This is a genomic window from Microcystis sp. MC19, assembly GCF_003019735.1.
In the GTDB taxonomy this organism is placed as follows: domain Bacteria; phylum Cyanobacteriota; class Cyanobacteriia; order Cyanobacteriales; family Microcystaceae; genus Microcystis.
Map to the genome: position 1 here is coordinate 471,333 of NZ_CP020664.1, position 20,416 is coordinate 491,748.

Sequence of the window (20,416 nt, forward strand, 5' to 3'; positions counted from 1 at the left end):
CCCTTTGTTGGCAAAACTTGTCGATACCTCAGTAACGTGAAAAGCGCTATATCCATTGCTCTTGCTCAAGATATCACTGTATAACTCTGAATATTTTTGTGCCTGTAACTCCCAAGTAAATTGCTGCTTCACTTTTTGCCTTGCCCGAATGCACAATTGGTTATGGCTTAAAGAAAGTTGTAACAATTTTAAGCATCGCTGTTCTATCCAGTCTGGGTCAATAATCTGAACCAATGGTTGATGCTTGTTACTTGCAACTGTTAATTCGTCCAGTTTGTCTGTATAAAATGCTACACTTTTCGATGCGCTTATCCTGTCAAACTAATCCTATTGAAAGACTTAATAATACCTTTCGACAAAGGATTTCTAGACCAGTAAGAGAGAGTCTATCTTTCTCTAAAATGGATAATCATATCGGGGCTATTTATTTGGTATTTTATCCATGACTACAATGTACAACAAAGCAAAGCATTAAGCCTCTATCACTACTGGCGAATCACCACCTCCATTTAGGATGATAGCTTTCACGATTGTGCCAGCACTAATTTTCTCTCTCTTATCCATTCCCAATGCTTGATTAACCAAATCTTCAATTCCTAATTCATCAACAATTCCCGCAACTATCCCTAAGATATCTAAGTTTTTCACCTCGATTTCCTGTCTCATTTTTTTCTCTAGCTATTAGCGGTTGACTTCAATTATTATCTCATCTCTGTGGTCTTAGCAGTTCGAGTATTTATACTTAGGGTCTGCTGAAAAAGTTTTTCCTGGGGGTAGGAGTCAGTAGCCGGTCGTCAGTAGCCGGTCGTTTCAGGCTTTGTTGCCCTTGTTTTTTGTACCAAGCGATGTACCACAAGAAGGATAATGCAAGGTTTTTGAAAGTCCCAATCCTATTTTCGCAGCATGAACATCGGACTTTAACAGGTCAAAAGCCTTATTTTAAAAGGTTTTTACCATTATTCAGCAAACCCTACTTAGCTCTTTCAAGATATTCTTAAGTATTTATACTTGGTGAATTGTTCAACTTTTTCTGTCTTTTCCCTGGCGTTTTTCAACCTGCGGAATGTGGGTTAAAAGCAGCCCAGGAAGTTCCACAGGCTAAACGAGATATACCAGATAAGTAATAATCCTGTGCGTAAAGAGTTTTGATAGAGAGTTGATCCGTCATCTTCAGGCAGAAAGTCGGAGTAAGATTTAAAAAGTATTCTGGTAAAAATTCGAGCTAAGATGAAGACTAGGTTTGCTCGAGTTTTAAATCGTCAATTTTCTAGCTCATTTTATCAAGATAACTTGCTTCGTCTTACTTTATTTTTGGGATTAAATTCTAGCAAAGATAGTGTGACAACCCAAAAGACCACAGGAGCACCACCATAAAACCCATGTAAAACAAGCGAAAAGACAATATAAGGCAATATATATTTAAGGTTTTCGGGACTGTATAATCTTGACAAGATTTTACCCAAAGCATAAAAGTAAGGAATACAAAAGAGAATTCCTTCGCTAAGAACAAAATAAAGCACACTATTATGAGGCACATTGAAGTTGAGAATCTTTTTAATTGAATCGGATGGTTTGATATCATCACCAAAAGCCGATTTTGGTATGCCATACAATAAAATATCTAAGTTCTCTGTTAATAATTGAATTGTTTTTTCGGAGGCTAAAAATCTTTCCCTATTACTGGGATCCGCAATGTTTTCTAGTTTTAATCTTTCGTTTTTCTCTTTGATTTTAATTGTTTCTAATTTTATGTTGTAAACATAGAATGTTCCGATCGCAAAAATTAAAAGATTGCCCACCAAAATTAAAGTCAAAAAATATCTTTTGTGATTTGTAAGTAACCAGAATCTTTTATTTATAAAAAACCTGGGACTAAATTTTTCTAAGGTAAACACGCACATAAAAATTAGCATAGCCATTAAATATCCTCTACTGGACAACAAAAAAATACTTATGATTGACAGCAAAATTCCTACCTTAAAACTATTTTTCCAGCAAAAGAAGAAAAATAATAAAATAAATAGACCAGAAAAATTAGGGTCTGGAACAGTATACAATGAAAATCTATATAAGCTAGAAGGTATATATTCATATATTTCTGTCCTGAAAGTTAAAAATTGGTATATTATAGATATCAAAAAACATAGGTATAAAAACATCAGGTATCTTCGGCTTAATTCCTGAGGATGACGAAAAGTAATTAATAAGATAACGATCAACAAGGCAATGCCAAATTTTGGCACGGAAAAATTAATAAGAGCGAGAAAAAGAATCATCACACACAAAGTTAAGTCGAATTTATTTAATTTAATTTTTTCCCTAAGTAAATCCCAAAATAAGACAGTAGTGATTACGGGCAAGAATACCATCAAATGAGAGAAAGACTGCCAAGGAATTATGTACAATACCGAGCCAGAATATACCAGCAACATAGCTGCTGTCAAGCTGCTAGGATATATACGATTAATAATTTTTTTCATAATAGACCTCTTGCAAAGGTAATTTAGGAGTATCTCTACCGTTTAAGCGTCTCGATTATGACTTTTCGGGCATCCTCTAAGGAAGTCAGTCATTTGTCAAGAGGCGATTTGGCGGGAGGAACTAGAGTGTGTAAAACTCAGAGCAGAACAGCATTCATTGAAGAAATCCATACAAGATGATACAAAAGAGGATCAAAAACACTATAAATCTTTCTTATAAAAATATTTATATTGATAAAAAGACCAATAAAAAATACTAAATACAATCTCCACAATACATAGTCATTAATATCAAAATAGTTCATATTGTAACTTTAAAATTTGAATTATATCGAGAGTTTTTGTCACCTGAAAACCTCTATCAGGTGGTTTAGCCTAGAGGGTTCATTTTGATAATCCTTTGGACATTATAGCACAGCCGGATCAATAATGGGAGTATCATCACAGATTTCTCAAGATACCAAAGTCTTAAGCCAAAAGCCTTATAGGAGCATCTAGCTGAATACAGCAATAAAATTAAACTGAAAAAACATCAGCTTTAGTCTGATTGAGAAATTAGCCTACAATAATTTACTTATCTTGTCATTTCGGTAAGCTGCCCGCACATTTAAATTGCTTGTTGAGATGAAGAACTCTTGCACTCTTGCAACGGTAAAAGGATTGGGGGAGATTCAGTTAATCTAAGGATAGACGGTTAAAATGCGTCTTAGCTTAGTTGCCCCAGAGGGGAGTGGATAAATTCATAATTACTACCTCCTTCATACTTGAGAGAATACTGTCGCGGCAGCATGTTGTCCATAATAAGTAATGCAGTTAGACAAGATATTTAAGCCTCCATCTAAGATGTAGCTGGGTTACATCTTACTTGATGATCAACTTCTTGTAAAGAAAATTTTTAACCAGCTAACACCAGAAAGCGAACAAGAGTTCTCTAAGGTTATTGGTTGTCTATGCTTGATGCTCCTATCCTATTAGCTTTCTGGAGAGTTATTGTAAGCTAAGACGCATTTAACCCGCTTATTCTTAGATTAGCCGAACCTCCCCCAATCCCTTTACTGTTGCCTTTTGCCTTTTGCCTCTTGCCTCGTCTCAACAAGCAATTTAAATTACGAACAGCTTACTTTAGCCGGTCAACATCCAGATTTATTCTGGCAAATCTCCAAAACGCTCTCGATAGCGTTGAAGCAATGCTTCTAAATCCTCAGCCCGCATTCTCTCCTGTTGGTCCCGCATTCTCTCCTGTTGGGCCCGCATTCTTTCTTGTTGGGCCCGCATTCTTTCCTGTTCAGTTAGCTCTGACTCCGTGGGCAGTAAATCGCCGGCAAAAGTCGCCCAACGCAGCCAAACTGCCTCGACTCCCTTATACTCCCCTTGCCAGCGGACCAAAGCCAACCCTAGCCTTTGACTGAAAAATCTTTCTCCCGTCTCTAGAGATAATGGCTCGTAGTTGCCGTCTCTGAGGATAAAACCTGCCCAGTCTTCAGGATTAAAGGGATCGTACCAGAAATATTCTGGCACTCGCAAGCGGTTTTGATAGATAGCTTTCTTTTCAGTTTTATCCTGTTGATCGGTACTTTCGGAAAGGAGTTCGATAACCACGTCGGGAGCTTTCCCTTCTTGCCAAACCACCCAACTTTTTCTTTCCCCTTTAGGAACCCCCAGGACAGCAAAGAAATCGGGACCGCGAAAGTCCTCGCTTTTTAACTGTGCGGCACTGAAATAAACGAACATATTGCCCCCCACATAGCCATCTTCCCTGGCAGCTAACCAGGGGAACAAGGCATCAATGAGGATATCCATCTGGAGTTTATGTCGTTGGGTTTCCATGGGAACGCCGTCATCGCAGGGCAATTCATCTTGGGTAGGCAGTGAAAGTGGAGAAGGGGCAATAGTTGAAGTCATCGGAGTCACGCTGGTGATTAGACTTAAGGAGCTTTTTCCCCTAGCATTAGGGAGAATGTCTAGCGCCTAGAATTGAGACGGGCGCAAAATACTATGGTGATTATAGCCGACATTCCGCACTTCATTTTGTAACTTTTTATATTACAAAATGAGGTTCTTCGGTTTATCTTATGCAACGGACAGGATGATAAGAGATGAAACCCTTATAGAGAAAGACATTGCTTCGATTTTTGGCAATTGTTTTTGATCTAGAACGAGCTAATCAATTAAATCTCTTGCCACATAAGGATTTAGTCGATTTATGCCCCCCTATCGAACCATACCAAGTAACGAAGAGCCCAAAATGAAGTGCGGAATGTAGTTTTTATGATTGAGAATTGGTATAAGTAGAAATTAGCGAAGCTTAATCCGCATTCCCAAATCACCGTAATTCACCGCCATCGTCGCAATAATAGCGGTGCTTTGCTATAGCTAACGCTACTGAGAGGAACTATTTCTTTTCAAGGCAATTGCTAATTGTCTCAGTCGTTCACTAACTTCTAAATTAAATTCTTGAGATTGCAAATTAGCGGGTAATTCTGCTACAAGCTGAGGATTCTCCTTATACCATTCGTTTTGGGCGACACCTGCCCATGTTCCTTCTTTTTCTCGAAAAATATCCACTAATCCTCTTAATTCTTGAATACAGTAGGACTCAAATCCTGCAGCTTCAAAAATACCATGGCGTAGATATTCTTCAAATCGGGCTTCTAAAACAGCGTGGGCTCTTCTAGGTTCTGTGTGATCAGTTTAACTTACATAGGATCGATCGATCTTTGTGTCCTCTGTGTCTCTGTGGTTCCTTCCACTCCCTCGCTAGGAGGAATGTATCTTAGAATACATTTTACCCACCAAACCTAGAAGAGCCCAGCGTGAGCATATTTTTCATCGGCAACGTATTTTTTTAGTTGTTCTCGGATGTCTTCTAGTCGAGTAAAAGGAATAACTAAATTACCTTCTCGTCTGACTTGTTTTAGGGTGATTTCGTTTTCTCTAATGGTTTTTAAGTCTTCTTTTGCGCCACCGGTTTCTAATTCTTTGAGAAGATGAATAAATTGTTCTTCGCTGCGGGTTTGCACTTCTAATCTTTGTTCAGATTCGCTTTTAACGGAATAAATTTGAGTGGTGGTAAAGGTACATCTTCCTCCTTTGGCAGGAAGTAAATCACATTCTAACCATGCGTTAATAAAGGTACTTTTTCCTGCCTTTTCTAAGCCAACCACAGCAATACGAAATTCTCTTTTTCTCAGTCTTTCGAGTTGACGGTTAGCAGGTATTGCCTCTTGCAGGAGGATTTCTGTTAATTTAGAGGGAACTTCAGCTTGGGGAAGTTTGGCTAAGTCAACGGCAAAATGTTGGATATTTAAGACATCACTGAGACGGGTTTCATAGTAGGATGAGGCCGATTTCCAATCCATTAAATTAACTCCTTAAATACGGTTGAATTCTCTGAGAATAGAGACATTTTTGAGAAACCCTATCTGTATAACTTTTCCTGTTACATTAAGTGGAAGTTCTCGCTTCATTCCATACTGAGTTTCTTTACCAATGATATTACCTATTACCTCCATTTTTGAGATTAATTCTAACGTAGAATTTTAATCGACTTTCAGGAGAGCGTCCTTCGTCCGGTATAGTCTCTACAGATATTTTTTTATACTCTGGCACACATAAAAATTCTGTAGCACAATCAATTAATCTTACAACATCATCTCTATTAAGATCATACCCTTCATGTAAATTATAAACTTCTGATGCAGGAACAGCTAGACATAAAGAAGCTGTCGGACTAATTTCATTTTTAGAACGAGTCCTTTGTAGATATTTAAAACAAGTAAATGCCCCTACCATTAAACAAGCTACTGTAATAATTAATTCCATTTGGCGTTCTTCCTTTGATTGATTTGATTTTGTTAGATCAACGTTATCTAAGATATCACTTATGCCAGTTGCAAGATTTGTTGAATTAAAGTCCCCGAATTTAAGCCTTTCTACATAAACGAGCTTTGTTACATCATTAAGAAATTCACCAGACAACCTTTTATCTTCATCTAAACACGAGGATTGATTAATTCCAAAATAACGACATAGATCATCTCTCTGAGATTCTTCTCTTTCAAGAATAATACTTAAAACATGATAGAGTACACCTCCTTTTTTAGATTTTATTTTTGGATACACAATTGCAAAAACATCTTTACAAATACTCGAAAAATATTTATTATTCACTAATTCACCTCCTCTTTTTCAAAATTTTCTAATTCCGCAAGGCTTTGTTCTAAAAATTTAGCTCTTTCTTGGATAGGTTTCCATATAATTTGTGTTTCCTCGTAGTTAGTAGTTATTTCCTGTCGAATTTGTTCGGTGGTTCGCTCAATCCACAAAACAAAGTCCTGATCATAAAGCTGTTTTAATTCTTCCAACTGCATAGATTTTTGAGATTGAGCCGCGCTTTTATTATTAATCATAAACAAAACCCCCCACCAATGGGCGGGGGGTTTTTTAGTCACCTAATTCAAGGTTTAGCCGAACTTGCCAGCAGTGGAGGCGATCAAGAAGGCGGCGTAGGTGAAGATATAGCCAACGGTGAAGTGAGCTAAACCAACCAAACGAGCCTGAACGATCGAGAGAGCCACGGGTTTGTCTTTCCAACGAACGAGGTTCGCCAGAGGAGTGCGTTCGTGGGCCCAAACGATAGTTTCGATCAACTCTTGCCAGTAACCACGCCAAGAGATCAGGAACATGAAACCGGTTGCCCAAACGAGGTGTCCAAAGAGGAACATCCAGGCCCAGACAGAAAGGTTATTAACACCGTAGGGGTTGTAACCGTTGATTAACTGAGCCGAGTTAGCCCAGAGGTAATCGCGGAACCAGCCCATCAGGTAGGTGGAGTTTTCGTTAAACTGAGCCACGTTACCCGACCAGACACCGAGGTGTTTCCAGTGCCAGTAGAAGGTTAACCAACCCAAGGTGTTCAACATCCAGAACATGGCTAGGTAGAAGGAATCCCAAGCAGAGATGTCGCAAGTACCGCCACGGCCGGGACCGTCGCAAGGGAAGGAATACCCGAAGTCTTTTTTATCGGGCATTAATTTGGAACCACGAGCGTCTAAAGCACCTTTAACCAGGATTAGAACGGTGGTGTGTAAACCAAGAGCGATCGCATGGTGAACGAGGAAGTCGCCAGGACCGATGGTTAAGAAGAGGGAGTTAGTGCCGCTATTGATTGCGTCTAGCCAACCGGGTAACCAAACATCACCGTAGTTAGGATAGGCGGTGTAAGCGATACTATCGGGGTTAGACAACAGTACGTTCATGCCGTACAGGGTTTTACCCGAAGCTGCTTGCACGAATTGAGCAAACACAGGTTCGATCAGGATTTGTTTTTCGGGAGTACCGAAAGCGACGACCACATCGTTATGAACGTAGAGGCCGAGGGTGTGGAAACCTAAGAAAAGGGAAACCCAGCTTAGGTGAGAGATGATCGCTTCTTTATGCTCCAGCATCCGGGCCAGGACGTTATCTTTGTTCGCTTCGGGATCATAGTCACGCACGAAGAAGATAGCACCGTGGGCGAAAGCACCCACCGCTAGGAAACCAGCGATGTATTGGTGGTGGGTATAAAGAGCCGCTTGGGTGGTGTAGTCCTTAGCAATAAAGGCATAAGGGGGTAGCGCGTACATATGCTGCGCCACCAGAGAGGTGATCACGCCTAAAGAAGCGAGAGCCAAACCGAGTTGGAAGTGGAGAGAGTTGTTAACCGTGTCATAAAGATTTTTGTGACCGGCTCCTAACTTACCACTGGGGGGTCTGTGTGCATTGAGGATGTCCTTGATGCTGTGACCGATGCCCCAGTTGGTGCGGTACATATGACCAGCCACAATGAAGATCACAGCGATCGCCAAGTGGTGGTGAGCCATATCGGTTAACCAGAGGGACTCGGTTTGGGGATGGAAACCACCTAAGAAGGTGAGAATCGCAGTTCCCGCGCCTTGGGCGGTACCGAAAATGTGGTTAGCAGTATCGGGGTTTTCCGCATACACACCCCAGTTACCGGTGAAGAAGGGTAGTAAACCCGCCGGGTGGGGGGGAGTGGAGAGGAAGTTGTCCCAACCAACGTGCTGACCGCGGGATTCGGGGATAGCAACGTGAACGAGGTGTCCGGTCCAAGCCAGAGAGCTAACACCGAACAGAGCGGCGAGGTGGTGGTTCAGGCGAGATTCAGCGTTTTTGAACCAAGCGAGGCTAGGACGGAACTTAGGTTGTAAGTGTAACCAGCCAGCAAAGAGGAAAATCGCCGAGAGAATCAGCAGGAACACCGCACCTTGGTATAGGTCTTGGTTGGAGGTCATACCGATGGTGTAGAACCAGTGGTAAACCCCGGAATAGGCGATGTTAACAGGGTTAGAAGCGCCAGCTTGGGTGAAGGCATCTACCGCGCCTTTACCGAACTGGGGATCCCAAATCGCGTGGGCGATGGGACGGATGTTTAAGGGATCTTTGATCCACTGCTCGAAGTTACCTTGCCAAGCGACGTGGAATATAGTGCCGGAAGTCCACAGGAAAATGATTGCAATGTGGCCGAAGTGGGACGCGAAAATCTTTTGGTAGAGATTCTCTTCCGTCATGCCATCATGACTTTCAAAGTCGTGGGCTGTGGCGATCCCGTACCAAATCCGACGGGTGGTCGGATCTTGGGCTAGATCTTGGCTAAATTTAGGGAATTTAGTTGCCATAGCTGTTTAGGAAATTCTCCTCTCTAAATAACTGAGGCTCTTACACGAGTGCTGGTTATTTCCTTTTTTAAATTCACCCACTGTAATAGGAAACGCTTACAGTGGTATCGGTCAATCGACGCTGGTTCAGCCTAGTCTTGCCAATCCCCGGGGGACTGGCAAGCCCTTATAGGCAAGTTTAGCCAATCGAGAGACTTCTGGCCAAGAAGAATGCCCAAGTGGTGACAATACCGCCTAAGAGGTAGTGAGCCACACCAACGGCACGACCTTGAATGATGCTCAGGGCGCGAGGTTGGATAGCGGGGGCAACTCTTAACTTGTTGTGCGCCCAGACGATCGACTCGATTAATTCTTGCCAGTAGCCGCGACCACTGAACAGGAACATCAAGCTAAACGCGAAGACGAAGTGACCGGCTAGGAACATGATTCCGTAGGCAGACAGAGCAGAGCCATAGGAATTAATGACTTGCGCTGCTTGCGCCCAGAGGAAATCCCGTAACCAACCGTTGATGGTGATGGCACTTTGGGCGAAGTTACCGAGGGTAACGTGGGTGACAGTGCCATCGGGGGCGACGGTTCCCCAGACATCGGACTGCATTTTCCAGCTAAAGTGGAAGATTACAACCGAGAGGGAGTTGTACATCCAGAACAGGCCGAGGAAGACGTGATCCCAACCCGAAACTTGGCAGGTACCGCCGCGACCGGGACCATCGCAGGGGAAACGGAAACCGAGATTCGCTTTATCGGGAATCAGACGGGAACCGCGAGCGTAGAGAACCCCTTTGAGGAGAATCAACACCGTTACATGGATGGTGAAGGCGTGGATGTGATGCACGAGGAAATCGGCAGTACCGAGGGTGATCGGCATCATGGCCACTTTGCCACCCACTGCTACTACGTCGCCACCGAAAGCATAACTAGCGGTAGTGAGAGCGTTAGGAGCGGTGTTGCCGGGGGCTAGGGTGTGGAGACTTTGTACCCATTGGGCAAAGATGGGTTGTAGTTGAATTCCCGTATCCGAGAACATATCTTGGGGACGACCAAAAGCCCGCATGGTGTCGTTGTGAATGTATAAACCGAAGCTATGGAAGCCGAGGAAAATACATACCCAGTTCAGGTGGGAGATAATTGCGTCGCGATGACGGATCATCCGATCGAGCAGGTTATCCACGTTTTTGGCCGGATCGTAGTCCCGTACCATGAAGATCGCTCCGTGCGCTCCCGCACCGACGATTAAGAAGCCACCGATCCAAGTGTGGTGAGTAAACAAGGATAGTTGGGTGGCGTAGTCAGTCGCCTGATAGGGATAGGGCGGCATGGCGTACATATGGTGGGCCACGATGATGGTTAGCGAACCTAAGAGAGCAAGGTTAATCGCTAACTGGGCGTGCCAAGAGGTGGTCAGGATTTCGTACAGTCCTTTGTGACCTTGACCGGTGAAGGGACCTTTGTGGTTTTCGAGGATTTCCTTCATGCTGTGACCGATACCCCAGTTGGTACGGTACATATGACCAGCAATGATGAATAATACAGCGATCGCCAAGTGATGGTGAGCGGTATCGGAAAGCCAGAGACCACCGGTGACGGGGTTCAAGCCACCTTTGAAGGTGAGGAAATCCGAGTAAGCACCCCAGTTAAGGGTAAAGAAGGGGGTCAAACCCTGGGCGAAACTGGGATATAACTCCGCCATCTTGCTCGGTTCGAGGATGAACTCGTGGGGCAAGGGGATGTCTTGGGGAGCGACTCCCGCATCGAGGAGTTTGTTCACTGGTAAAGAAACGTGAATCTGATGACCAGCCCAACCTAGGGAACCTAAGCCGAGTAAACCCGCCAAGTGGTGGTTCATCATCGATTCCACGTTTTGGAACCATTCCAGTTTCGGTGCGCTTTTGTGGTAATGGAACCAACCAGCAAACAGCATCAGGCCCGCCATAACTAAACCACCGATAGCGGTGCAGTATAGCTGATAGCTGTTGGTGAACCCGGAAGCCCGCCAGAGGTAGAACAGACCAGAGGTGATCTGAATACCGTGGAAACCACCGCCCACATCGCCGTTGAGGATGCCTTGACCGACGATCGGCCAGACCACTTGGGCGCTGGGTTTGATGGCCAGCGGGTTGGTTAACCAAGCTTCATAGTTAGAAAATTTCGCGCCGTGGAAGTACATTCCACTTAGCCAAACGAAGACAACGGCGAGATGTCCGAAGTGGGCGCTGAAGATTTTCCGAGAAATATCTTCGAGATCGCTGGTTTGACTATCAAAATCGTGGACGTTGGCGTGTAGGTTCCAAATCCAGGTAGTGGTTTTGGGTCCTTTGGCTAAAGTGCGATCAAAATGCCCCGGTTGACCCCACTTCTCAAAGGAAGTAGGTACTGGGTCTTTATCTACAATCACTTTAGCTACCGCCTCTTTGGGGGGGAGTGCCATGAGGATTCTCCTCTCTCGACAATAGACTTAGCGTTTTATTTGAGGATAGATTTTTTAACCTAAAAAAGGCAAGTTGAAATCTGACCCACCTTTTGTTAATGTCGCTTGACTTTCCTCTTGGGTGAGATTCCAGTCGAAAGCATCAATAGTAGATGATAAGTCTTTGTTCTCTCCTCTGTTCGTTGTGCTTAACAATAATTAAAATTCTCTCAATCCTTGATAGGAGAGACATTTTCTGCTATGGACGGTCTTAGTCAGGGTCAGACCGGTAATTTTTCTTTACAAAAGTTTATTAATTGTCGCCCCAGAAGGCGATTTCCCCTTTTTCTCCCTCACCAGACCATATAGAAAATTCAATAGATAGATTCTCAAAAAACAATCAAACAATTCTGTAAAATTGAGGCCATGACCTCATCTTCTCGCGCTTTTGCTGACACCAGAGCATTCAATGACTCTAGCAAAAATCAATGGTTTGTATAGATTTTGGCCTTGGCTCTAGGAGGAACGTGCTATCCCTACTACATAAATTAATCCCAGTCAAAACCCTTCGTATATGTCTTGTGATCGGTTTACTGACCATTCTGTTAAACGCCTGTGGCGATCGCTTGACGGCTACGGATCTCTCCACTTCGGAAACCTCTAATCTTCCCGTCGTCCAAGGCCGCATTTCTGAGGTGGCCCCCCCGGCCTTAATTCAGGAACTGCGCCCCAGTTTAGATCGTTACGCTCCCCAAGTAACGATTCTCAGTCCTCTGGCCGAACAAGTTTTCGATCACACCCAGGTGACAGTTAAACTACAAGTGTCGGATCTGCCAATTTTCCAAGACGATACCCTGAAATTAGGACCCCACTTGAGCCTAATTGTCGATAATGAACTGGCAGCGGATATTTACGACCTCAAGCAACCGATTATCCTAGAAAATCTTGCCCCCGGTACTCATACCCTGCGCGTCTTGGCCCTGCGTCCTTGGCAGGAAAGTTTTAAAAATGATGGGGCATTTGCTGAAACAACCTTTCATATTCTGACAAAAACAGGCAAAAATGCCCCCGATAACAACTTACCCCTATTAACCTACAGTAGTCCGCAGGGAATCTACGGTGCAGAACCGATCCTGCTCGATTTTTATCTGAGTAATGCTCCTCTACGTCTGTCCAATACTGCCAACGGGGATAATAATCTTCAAGATTGGCGCATTCGTGTCACTGTCAACGGTGAGAGTTTTCTGCTTGATACTTGGGAACCAATCTATCTCAAAGGTTTTGACAAGGGCAATAACTGGGTACAACTAGAATTCATCGATGGTAAGGGAAATAAAATCGAAAACGAGTTTAATACCAGCGTGCGCGTGATTAGCTTTGATCCCTCTTACCAAGATGGCCTCAGTCAATTAGTCCGTGGCGATTTATCCCCTACAATTGCCCGTAGCATTGTTGATCCCAACTATAAAATCATTCCAGGTCCAGAGGAAGAAACCCCCGTTATTGAGCCGGAAACCCCCGTTATCGAGGAAGAAACCCCTATAGTTGAGGAAACCCCCGTTATTGAGCCAGAAAGCCCAATCTTGGAAGAAAACCCTGTTATCGAGGAAGAAACCCCTATAGTTGAGGAAGAAACCCCTATAGTGGAGGAAACCCCCGTTATTGAGCCAGAAAGCCCTATAGTGGAGGAAACCCCTGTTATTGAGCCAGAAAGCCCAATCGTGGAAGAAAAACCAGTAGAGACAGAAACAATCGAAAAGGTAGAGGAAACCCCTGAAGCGATCGAATCTCCCCTAACCACCATACCAGAGACAAAGGAGATTAACGAACCTGCCCCCGGTATTCAGCCTCCGCTAGAAGTGGAACCTATTCCCGAACCCCAGAACAATAGCGAGCAAAAAATCACCATTTTTGATCGCGTTCAACAAACTTTAAACCGCTTCCAGTTGGCCTCTTCCCCAGCAGAAAAAGATATCGAACTACCCACCCTCGATCCTCAATTATTCAGCAATGTCGAGCGGTCTTAGAGCCTAGCTTAATCCAGTTTTCAGGGGAAGTGGGGAGGTAGGGAGGTAGGGAGCGGGAGAATGGGGGAATTTCAACTAACACCCTAAAACCCCAAAACCCTAAAACCCCAACCTCCAACCGCTCGATCGAGAAATTATTAAACTAATATTTCACAATATAGATAAAATCGGGAACTAGGTTATAATCTAGAACGTCTATAGGTAATTTACCAATTTTTTGCTTGAGGTAATTGTGTTTAACAAAATTTCCCTTGTCGCTGGTTTTGCCGGTTTAGTTGCCCTAACTACCCTTGGCGCCGTACCCGTACAAGCAGAACCGCAAAATAACGAAATCCTGATCAGTCAACTGCGCGGCCATAACACCTACAGAGGTGAGCCGCAACTCAACCCCGGTGACTATGTACTAGGTCGTGTCCGGGGAACCGTGGGTGGGATTATGTCCGTCCAATTGATCAGACCTGTAACAGTGGATGGCAAAGAAATTTTCAGTGGTGACTTTGCCGACGGAACCACCGCTCGTATTGTTGGGGATGCCACTGGTGGTGACGATGTACTATTGCAAGTGGTAGATGGCAAATTAGTTTATGTGGGTAAAGCTCGTCCCTATTGGGTTTCCCGCTTGAAACTAAAATCAGAAATCGCCGTCAGTACCACTCGCTCGCAACTTTTAAGAGAAATCAACGAAAAACAACCCGCTTGGGGACTTCCCGCTTTACCCCCGGAAACCAGAACCTTTACTGAAGTTGCTCCCCAACCCGCTCCCGAGCCTAGTGTATCTCCTATCCGCGGACTTTGGTAGTGGGAAGACATCAGCAGAAAATCTCTTGTCTTGAGACTGAGAAGCGTGAAAACTTTCCTCTCAATCTAACAAATTTGGACTAAATATAGCGTTTCTGATTCACAAGAGGTACATTCCCGATCCTGAACAGCTTAATCAGCAAAGGTTTAAGTGTGCCGCCCAGATGCGAGAACCGCTATAAATCCCTCTTTTTCAGATAAAAGGGGGATTATTCTGGCTCTTCGGGACTTGGCATGATTCGATATGGGGGCATAAATCGACTAAATCCTTATCTGGCAAGAGATTTAATTGATTAGTTCGTCCAGATCGCCAACAATTGACAAAAATTGCGGCAATGTCTGTCTCTATAAGGGTTTCATTCCTTATAGAGACAGACATTGCATAAGACAAACCGAAGAACCATTATTATTAGACATTTCCATAATATTAATGCTCTTCTGGAATTTTCAGAAATCCCTGACCGAATCCAGATAGGGAAATTTTTCGATATTCACAGACCAATTCGACTCGCGTTAAGTTTTAAGGCTTGGTTGTAGCGCGAACGTATAGGTCGATCAGGTTGTTCGGCTCGTCATAGGCGATGCGCTTGCCTGCCATCAGATCGCTACGCAACAGGGCGCGCATACGATTTGCAGTCGCGTCGTCAAGTTCCGTGCCGGGCCGCACTTCGTTCAAACGATTGCGCAATACTGCATTGTCGCTGCTCATTGTGATGCGCCAGCCTGGTTTGGCACCTATGGCTTCTGGGGCCAAATCCATTTTTTGATTCTTGTCTTGCATGAAAAACGTATGGATTGTCCGGTAGGCATTCCTGCCGATAATCGGAACATCGGGTTGGGTCTGTTCTCCAGTGTTGATTTTGGTCATTTCGTGGGCGATGGGAACCATTTGCTTGAAAGCATACTTTTTCTCCACTATTTGGTTGCCGAGTCGGCGCAGATTCGCCAACAGCTCGGAACTTGGCGCATGACCATTGGTTGCTGCCTCGCGTGTGAAACCAGCCCAAATGCCATCGGCTCCGTTTAACAAAGCTTCCATGATTGACGCATTTTCCATACCATTTCCCGCATGCATATGCACTAGCAATTTGATATTGGGCGGCATAAGTCCTTTGATCATGGCGGTCAATGTGGCGATCTGGAAAGGTAGCGCCGTTCCTTTTCCATCCTCGTAGAGAATGGCGGCGATGGGTTGAGTCGCTAGAAACTTCGTAACCCTTGCCACCCATTCCCAATCCTCGAAAAACGCATCTACACCATCCTGGTAGTTGATATACACGCGGGGAGCGCCTCCGTTATCACCGCGTATATTTTCATGAGTCCATTTAATGGTGGCGGCAAGTTCCCGTAGATAATTGTCGCGGTCTTCTACGCGGACGTAGGCCTTAGTGATGTCAAGATCAAAGATAGCGTTAGGGATTTTATATTTTTTCAGCTTCTCCATGCTGATGTCTGCATTAAACACCTTTTGGTCAGCGGAAAACTTCCCGGGCGAGGCGAATCCAAAAGTACCTGTCAGGTCTTCTTTCCTTTCGTTGAGTAATTTGCAGAAGGCATCGTCAACTTGCTCAATCTCTGGCATCGACACATTGAAAGTTGCCAGTAAAATCTCCTTAAAGCCGAATTTTCTCGCCAGGCTTAAAAGGGCGAGTTTGTTTTCAAGAACATGGCCTATGGGGGAACCTACAGCAGGCTCGCGAATCGAAAGATCCAACACCATCGGGTCAAGGTTGCGGAGAGCCTGTTCTTTGCTTTCCATTGCTTTGAGTAAAGATGAAAGTTTAAGCCGTTCTTCAGGGGTTAAAACACTTACTTTGAGTAAAAATGAAATTTGAAGCCGTTCTTCAGGGGTTAAAACACTTTTGTCGCTGGGTTGCATTTGATTTTTTTTCTGTGGTAATAGTGATGTGGATTCAACGGTTGCGTTGACATCCTCACCGCCTTGATCGGACGGTGATTCCGGACAGATCAAACAAACTTGATTGAACGATCTTCAGGCCTGTTGACGCTTCACTGGATGCCGCTACCTTAGCGGTAGTCTTACGCCTTCCTCCAGGTCTGTTTCAAGTCTCCTGAAAACATTTTAGCACAAAGCCGTCGTCAGCTGTCCTGCATTTAAATTAAGTATAAGATGTAGTAGTGCGGGCATCTGGCTCTCTTGGATTTGGTGGGTAAAATGTATTCTAAGATACATTCCTCCTAGCGAGGGAGTGGAACGAACCACAAAGACACAAAGGACACAAAGATTGATCGCTTCTATAATAAGTTAAACTGATCACGCAAAGAATTAAGAGAGCCATGACCGAATCCAGATAGGGAAATTTCCCGATATTCACTCCGGTTCAAAAGACTGATTATTAAATTTCAAAGTCCGACAATTCTCCGTCACCGTCCGCACCACATCATCCGGCACACCATCAGGAATGTCAGCTTCAATCTCCAGTGTTACCTTAACCCTGGCCCCACTGAGTCGGGTGAGATGCTGGATGATCTCATTGGCGATCGCTGGAGCGTCTCGATTGATCCGCAGGGGATCGATCTCAACACTGCCGTAAAACCTCCGCAGAACCAGCTTTTTCTCAACCAGATCACCGGGAGTCTCTGTCACAGTTAATCCAACACCAGAGGGTAAAGATGGCGGCCGATCACGGTCACTAGAGATAACGGGATCAGTCTCGGCAGTGGTCGGGGGGTTAGCTGGTTTCTCGGCCTCTAGCTGCCCCATAGCTACATCAGGCTTAACCAGAAGGCTGTGACTGCTGATACTCGGGTTAATATCCCGAAGGATGACAAGACCAGTATATCTTTGCTTCGCCTCATCCCAGCCCTCTGCATAACCGAAGTTCTCCTGTACGAGCGTAGAACGAACCCCCTCCCGCACAGTTTGAAGTAGAACATCCTGGTTCTTGAGACGGGGCAAGTAAAGATACTGCGCTAGGTACTCCCACAGACGTTTCAGATCGATGTGGTTAGTTGAACGCCACAGGTATTTGTCGAGGGCTTCCCTCCGCAGGTTGTCACCAGAGTAATGGGTAATCAGTTGCCCCTGATGAACCAGTTTGCGGCTGGCTCGATCGATAGGCGAATCGTCCCCCTGAGCGTTGGTATCAGTCCAGTGGATGCCTTTCTGGGGGTCGGGTTGCTCTGGAACCAGCAGCCACTTATAGGTTTGGTTGAGGATCAGGCTTACCTCCTTGTCGGCTTGATCGCGCTTAGTGATCGCCTGTTTATTCTGAGAAACATCGAGATTGAGGGTTTCCTTATCCGCCACAATCGAATTCCAGGCAAGATATCCGGCGACGTTCTTCTCTAAGTTTTCCAAGTTCGACTTGTCAGGGGCAACAAATACAAGCGTATTCTTGTAATAGCGGGGGCTACCCCCTCTCTGATTGAGAATTTCCGCCACTAAACGCCGAGCGGGGCTATCTTCGGCGGATTTACTGTGGGGTTGCCCAGTACCGAGAACGACGAGCCGCACCCCCAGATGAGGATCATCGGGAATATCAGCAGTTGATTCTGGGGCAATATGAATCCCTCCAAACTCGCCCCGCTGCTGGTCGGCCTTCAAGCGCCGGACGATTTCTTCTGTCACTTTATACCGCTCCTCAAAGAGCAGGTTTGCCCGATCTTGGGCGGTGCGGGTGACGTTCGGCTGATTGGAAATCCAGTAGCGGTTGCCATCGATGTAGAGGTAGGTGGCCCGATCTGTTAGCCGCCGTAGGGCATCACCAAAAGTGGCTACAGTCTCCCCCGGCTGCACGCAACCGAGTTTGATCCTCTTATCTTCTAGTCCTCGGTTAGCAGCCCGAATCGTGGGGGCCGAGCCAAGGTAAATAGTGCGCGTAACCCGACGGCAAGCAGAATAGCGTCCCAGGTTGGAATTTTGGCGATCGATGTCGAGGGGCAGAGAATTGGGGCCATCTACATCTTTTTCGATGATCGGAACCCAATTATCATCTAAGTAGCGGGTTAACTCCGACTGAACCTGAGCATCATCCATCGGGACGTGGGAGGGCATGATCAACAAGCTCTTGTCCTCTCGCTCCCAAAGGGAATGGATGACCTTGGCCATGAGTCGCAAAACGCCCCTGGTGCGTTGGAATTTATCGAGGGTTGACCAGTCGGAGTAGAGGCGATCAAAAAATTCTGGGTGAATGGGATAGGCTTCCCGCAGGCGGCGTCTGTAGTCAGCCTCCAGGCATTCGCTAGGAAATTCCTGGGCCTGGGTGCGATACATCTCGGAGAAGGCTTTAATCACCGCATCCCGTGCGACAAATAGTTGCGGGTCAGTAGTGGTCTGAAACAGGCGGCGGCGGACGATCTCGAAACTCTCCTCGGCACTAGCGGGTCGCCAAGGGGATTGGATGCGCCCGATCGCATTTTTAAGGCGGTCTAGGGCCTCTGTACCCCGTTCTCCTCCGGTTTCAACATCTGTAGTCCGTACTTCTCCGGTTTTTTCGTCAACGGTTTCCGAAGCGGGGATACTCACAGCCAAAAGCGTCTGCTGGGCATTTTTTGCCGACTCGCTCAGGGTTTGGGCAAAAGTAAACTGGGTGTCAAAACTACCGCCAGCAATATCGTTCTTGTCGTGCAATTGCCTGGCATAGGCAACCCATTCGTCGATCAAGATCAAACAGGGTGAAAAACGATTAAACAATATTTTGAGTGCGTCTCCCGGATTAGTGGAAGTTTCATCGGCGTTGCGAACCAGAGCGTAGCCCTCAGCGCCGCCGAGTTGCCAAGCTATTTCTCCCCACAGGGTCTTGATTTCTGGGCGATTTTGCTTGTTGTGTTCCGGTTTGTAGGGGGGAATGCCACTAGGCTGGACTTTAGTGCCGACCAGAACAGCAATGTTGACATTTTCGGGGGGTTTTTTAATGTTCAGAGCTTGGAAGATCGACTCCATACCGGGAAGATCTTCGATCGCCAAAGCATTGCACAGATGGTAGAGGGCCAGCATGGCGTGGGTTTTTCCGCCACCGAAGTTAGTTTGCAGTTCAATCACCGGCTCTCCGCCATTACCACTCAGACGCAGCAGGGCATTGGTCAGAAGTTGCTTGAGTCCTTCGGTGAGGTAGGTGCGGCGGAAAAATTCCGTCGGGTCGCGGTATTCGTCAGAGCCTTCATCGAGATAGACTTGCCAGAGGTCGGCGGCAAATTCGGCCTGTTGGAAGCGTCCGGAAGCCACATCGGGGTGGGGGGTGGCGATTTCCCGCCAGGGTTTCAATCCCGACATCGGTTGTCCCTCCGTCGGTGCGATCGCTTGGCGCCTTGTCTCTCGCCGGGCCTGTTCTTCAAAGCGAAGTCTGAGGATTTCTTGCTTCTGCTTCTCCACCTCTTGGGTGTCGGCGGAAACCGAACTCAGTAGGCGAGAGATGCTATCAAAAGCCCGGTAAGCATCGTCGAGGCTGAAAGCATCGTTATGGGCCCAGGCGTTGCGGACATCTCTTAGTTCACTGGTCAGAGAGCGATCGCTTCTGCCTAGGGTTTTCTTAAAAACTTCATTCCACTGCTCCCAGAGGACAATTAGTAGGGCCGAAACGTCTTCCTTGAGGACGGCATCACCTGTCCTGCGGATCGTGTAGCTCTCAGGGAGGCAACTTAAGGCCACGGCCACCCACTTCTGGCCGTAGCTTGCTTTCATTTCTCGTTCTATGAAGGGGTATAGTCCCTCTCTGAGGAAATCTAGGGCGCGTCCGACTCGTTCACGATTGCTGATTGCCATGGGATTTGATGAGGAGTTATTTTTATAATGCCTCAATTTGGGAGAGATAACCACACGAAGGGGGATTTTGAACCACAAAGGCACAAAGAACACGAAGGGGGATTTACCACAAAGGCACAAAGGTCACAAAGTTTGGGGAACCACAAAGGCACAAAGGTCACGAAGGGGGATTAACCACAGAGGCACAAAGAACACGAAGGGGGATTTACCACAAAGGCACGAAGGTCACGAAGGGGGATTTACCACAAAGGCACAAAGAACACGAAAGGGGATTTACCACAAAGGCACAAAGAACACGAAGG

Annotated in this window: 11 protein-coding genes and 3 pseudogenes; 3 read left to right on the forward strand and 11 right to left on the reverse strand. The window is 45.6% G+C overall.

The features are described from left to right. Positions 1–498: 498 nt before the first annotated feature. The 3 genes and pseudogenes from B5D77_RS02460 to B5D77_RS02475 all read right to left on the reverse strand — a co-directional run. Positions 499–666, reverse strand: a pseudogene (locus tag B5D77_RS02460) (DUF4277 domain-containing protein); the annotation flags it as partial. A gap of 614 nt (positions 667–1,280) precedes the next feature. Further along, complete coding sequence (locus B5D77_RS25645) at positions 1,281–2,480, reverse strand: hypothetical protein (RefSeq protein WP_149037242.1); 1,200 nt, start codon at positions 2,478–2,480, stop codon at positions 1,281–1,283. A 1,143-nt stretch (positions 2,481–3,623) separates the two neighbouring features. Next, positions 3,624–4,382 carry a Uma2 family endonuclease gene (locus B5D77_RS02475; RefSeq protein ID WP_008201018.1) on the reverse strand — a complete coding sequence of 253 codons (759 nt, stop codon included), beginning with the start codon at positions 4,380–4,382 and terminating at the stop codon, positions 3,624–3,626. A gap of 148 nt (positions 4,383–4,530) precedes the next feature. On the opposite strand from B5D77_RS02475, the pseudogene B5D77_RS27910 reads away from it, so the two are divergent. After that, positions 4,531–4,729: pseudogene (locus B5D77_RS27910) on the forward strand (hypothetical protein). Between the two features lie 130 nt (positions 4,730–4,859). On the opposite strand, the gene B5D77_RS02485 reads toward B5D77_RS27910, so the two are convergent. From B5D77_RS02485 to psaA, 6 genes and pseudogenes are all read right to left on the reverse strand, one after another. Then, complete coding sequence (locus tag B5D77_RS02485; RefSeq protein WP_008201008.1) at positions 4,860–5,045, reverse strand: hypothetical protein; 186 nt, start codon at positions 5,043–5,045, stop codon at positions 4,860–4,862. Between the two features lie 239 nt (positions 5,046–5,284). Next, a pseudogene (locus B5D77_RS02490) lies at positions 5,285–5,839 on the reverse strand (dynamin family protein); the annotation flags it as partial. 136 nt (positions 5,840–5,975) lie between these two features. Beyond that, positions 5,976–6,650 carry a hypothetical protein gene (locus B5D77_RS02495; protein WP_008201004.1) on the reverse strand — a complete coding sequence of 225 codons (675 nt, stop codon included), beginning with the start codon at positions 6,648–6,650 and terminating at the stop codon, positions 5,976–5,978. Then, entirely contained in the window at positions 6,650–6,889 is a 240-nt protein-coding gene (locus B5D77_RS26865; RefSeq protein ID WP_008201001.1) for a hypothetical protein, read from the reverse strand. Before B5D77_RS26865 ends, B5D77_RS02495 begins: the two co-directional genes overlap by 1 nt. 54 nt (positions 6,890–6,943) lie before the next feature. Continuing rightward, positions 6,944–9,157, reverse strand: coding sequence for a photosystem I core protein PsaB (gene psaB / locus B5D77_RS02505; protein WP_002757218.1), 2,214 nt, complete (start codon positions 9,155–9,157; stop codon positions 6,944–6,946). A gap of 178 nt (positions 9,158–9,335) precedes the next feature. Next, positions 9,336–11,585: a photosystem I core protein PsaA gene (gene psaA, locus B5D77_RS02510; protein ID WP_008200998.1), complete on the reverse strand. Its 2,250-nt coding sequence runs from the start codon at positions 11,583–11,585 to the stop codon at positions 9,336–9,338. 467 nt (positions 11,586–12,052) lie between these two features. Between psaA and B5D77_RS02515 the strand changes: the two genes are divergently transcribed. After that, positions 12,053–13,591: a hypothetical protein gene (locus B5D77_RS02515; protein ID WP_106908217.1), complete on the forward strand. Its 1,539-nt coding sequence runs from the start codon at positions 12,053–12,055 to the stop codon at positions 13,589–13,591. A gap of 232 nt (positions 13,592–13,823) precedes the next feature. Then, positions 13,824–14,390, forward strand: coding sequence for a hypothetical protein (locus B5D77_RS02520; protein WP_106908218.1), 567 nt, complete (start codon positions 13,824–13,826; stop codon positions 14,388–14,390). A 519-nt stretch (positions 14,391–14,909) separates the two neighbouring features. Here the strand turns inward: B5D77_RS02520 and B5D77_RS02530 are convergent. Together B5D77_RS02530 and B5D77_RS02535 are read right to left on the reverse strand one after the other, a co-directional pair. After that, complete coding sequence (locus B5D77_RS02530; protein ID WP_002733101.1) at positions 14,910–16,268, reverse strand: hypothetical protein; 1,359 nt, start codon at positions 16,266–16,268, stop codon at positions 14,910–14,912. Between the two features lie 453 nt (positions 16,269–16,721). Beyond that, positions 16,722–20,114 carry a Swt1 family HEPN domain-containing protein gene (locus B5D77_RS02535; RefSeq protein WP_106908219.1) on the reverse strand — a complete coding sequence of 1,131 codons (3,393 nt, stop codon included), beginning with the start codon at positions 20,112–20,114 and terminating at the stop codon, positions 16,722–16,724. Between the last annotated feature and the right edge of the window lie 302 nt (positions 20,115–20,416).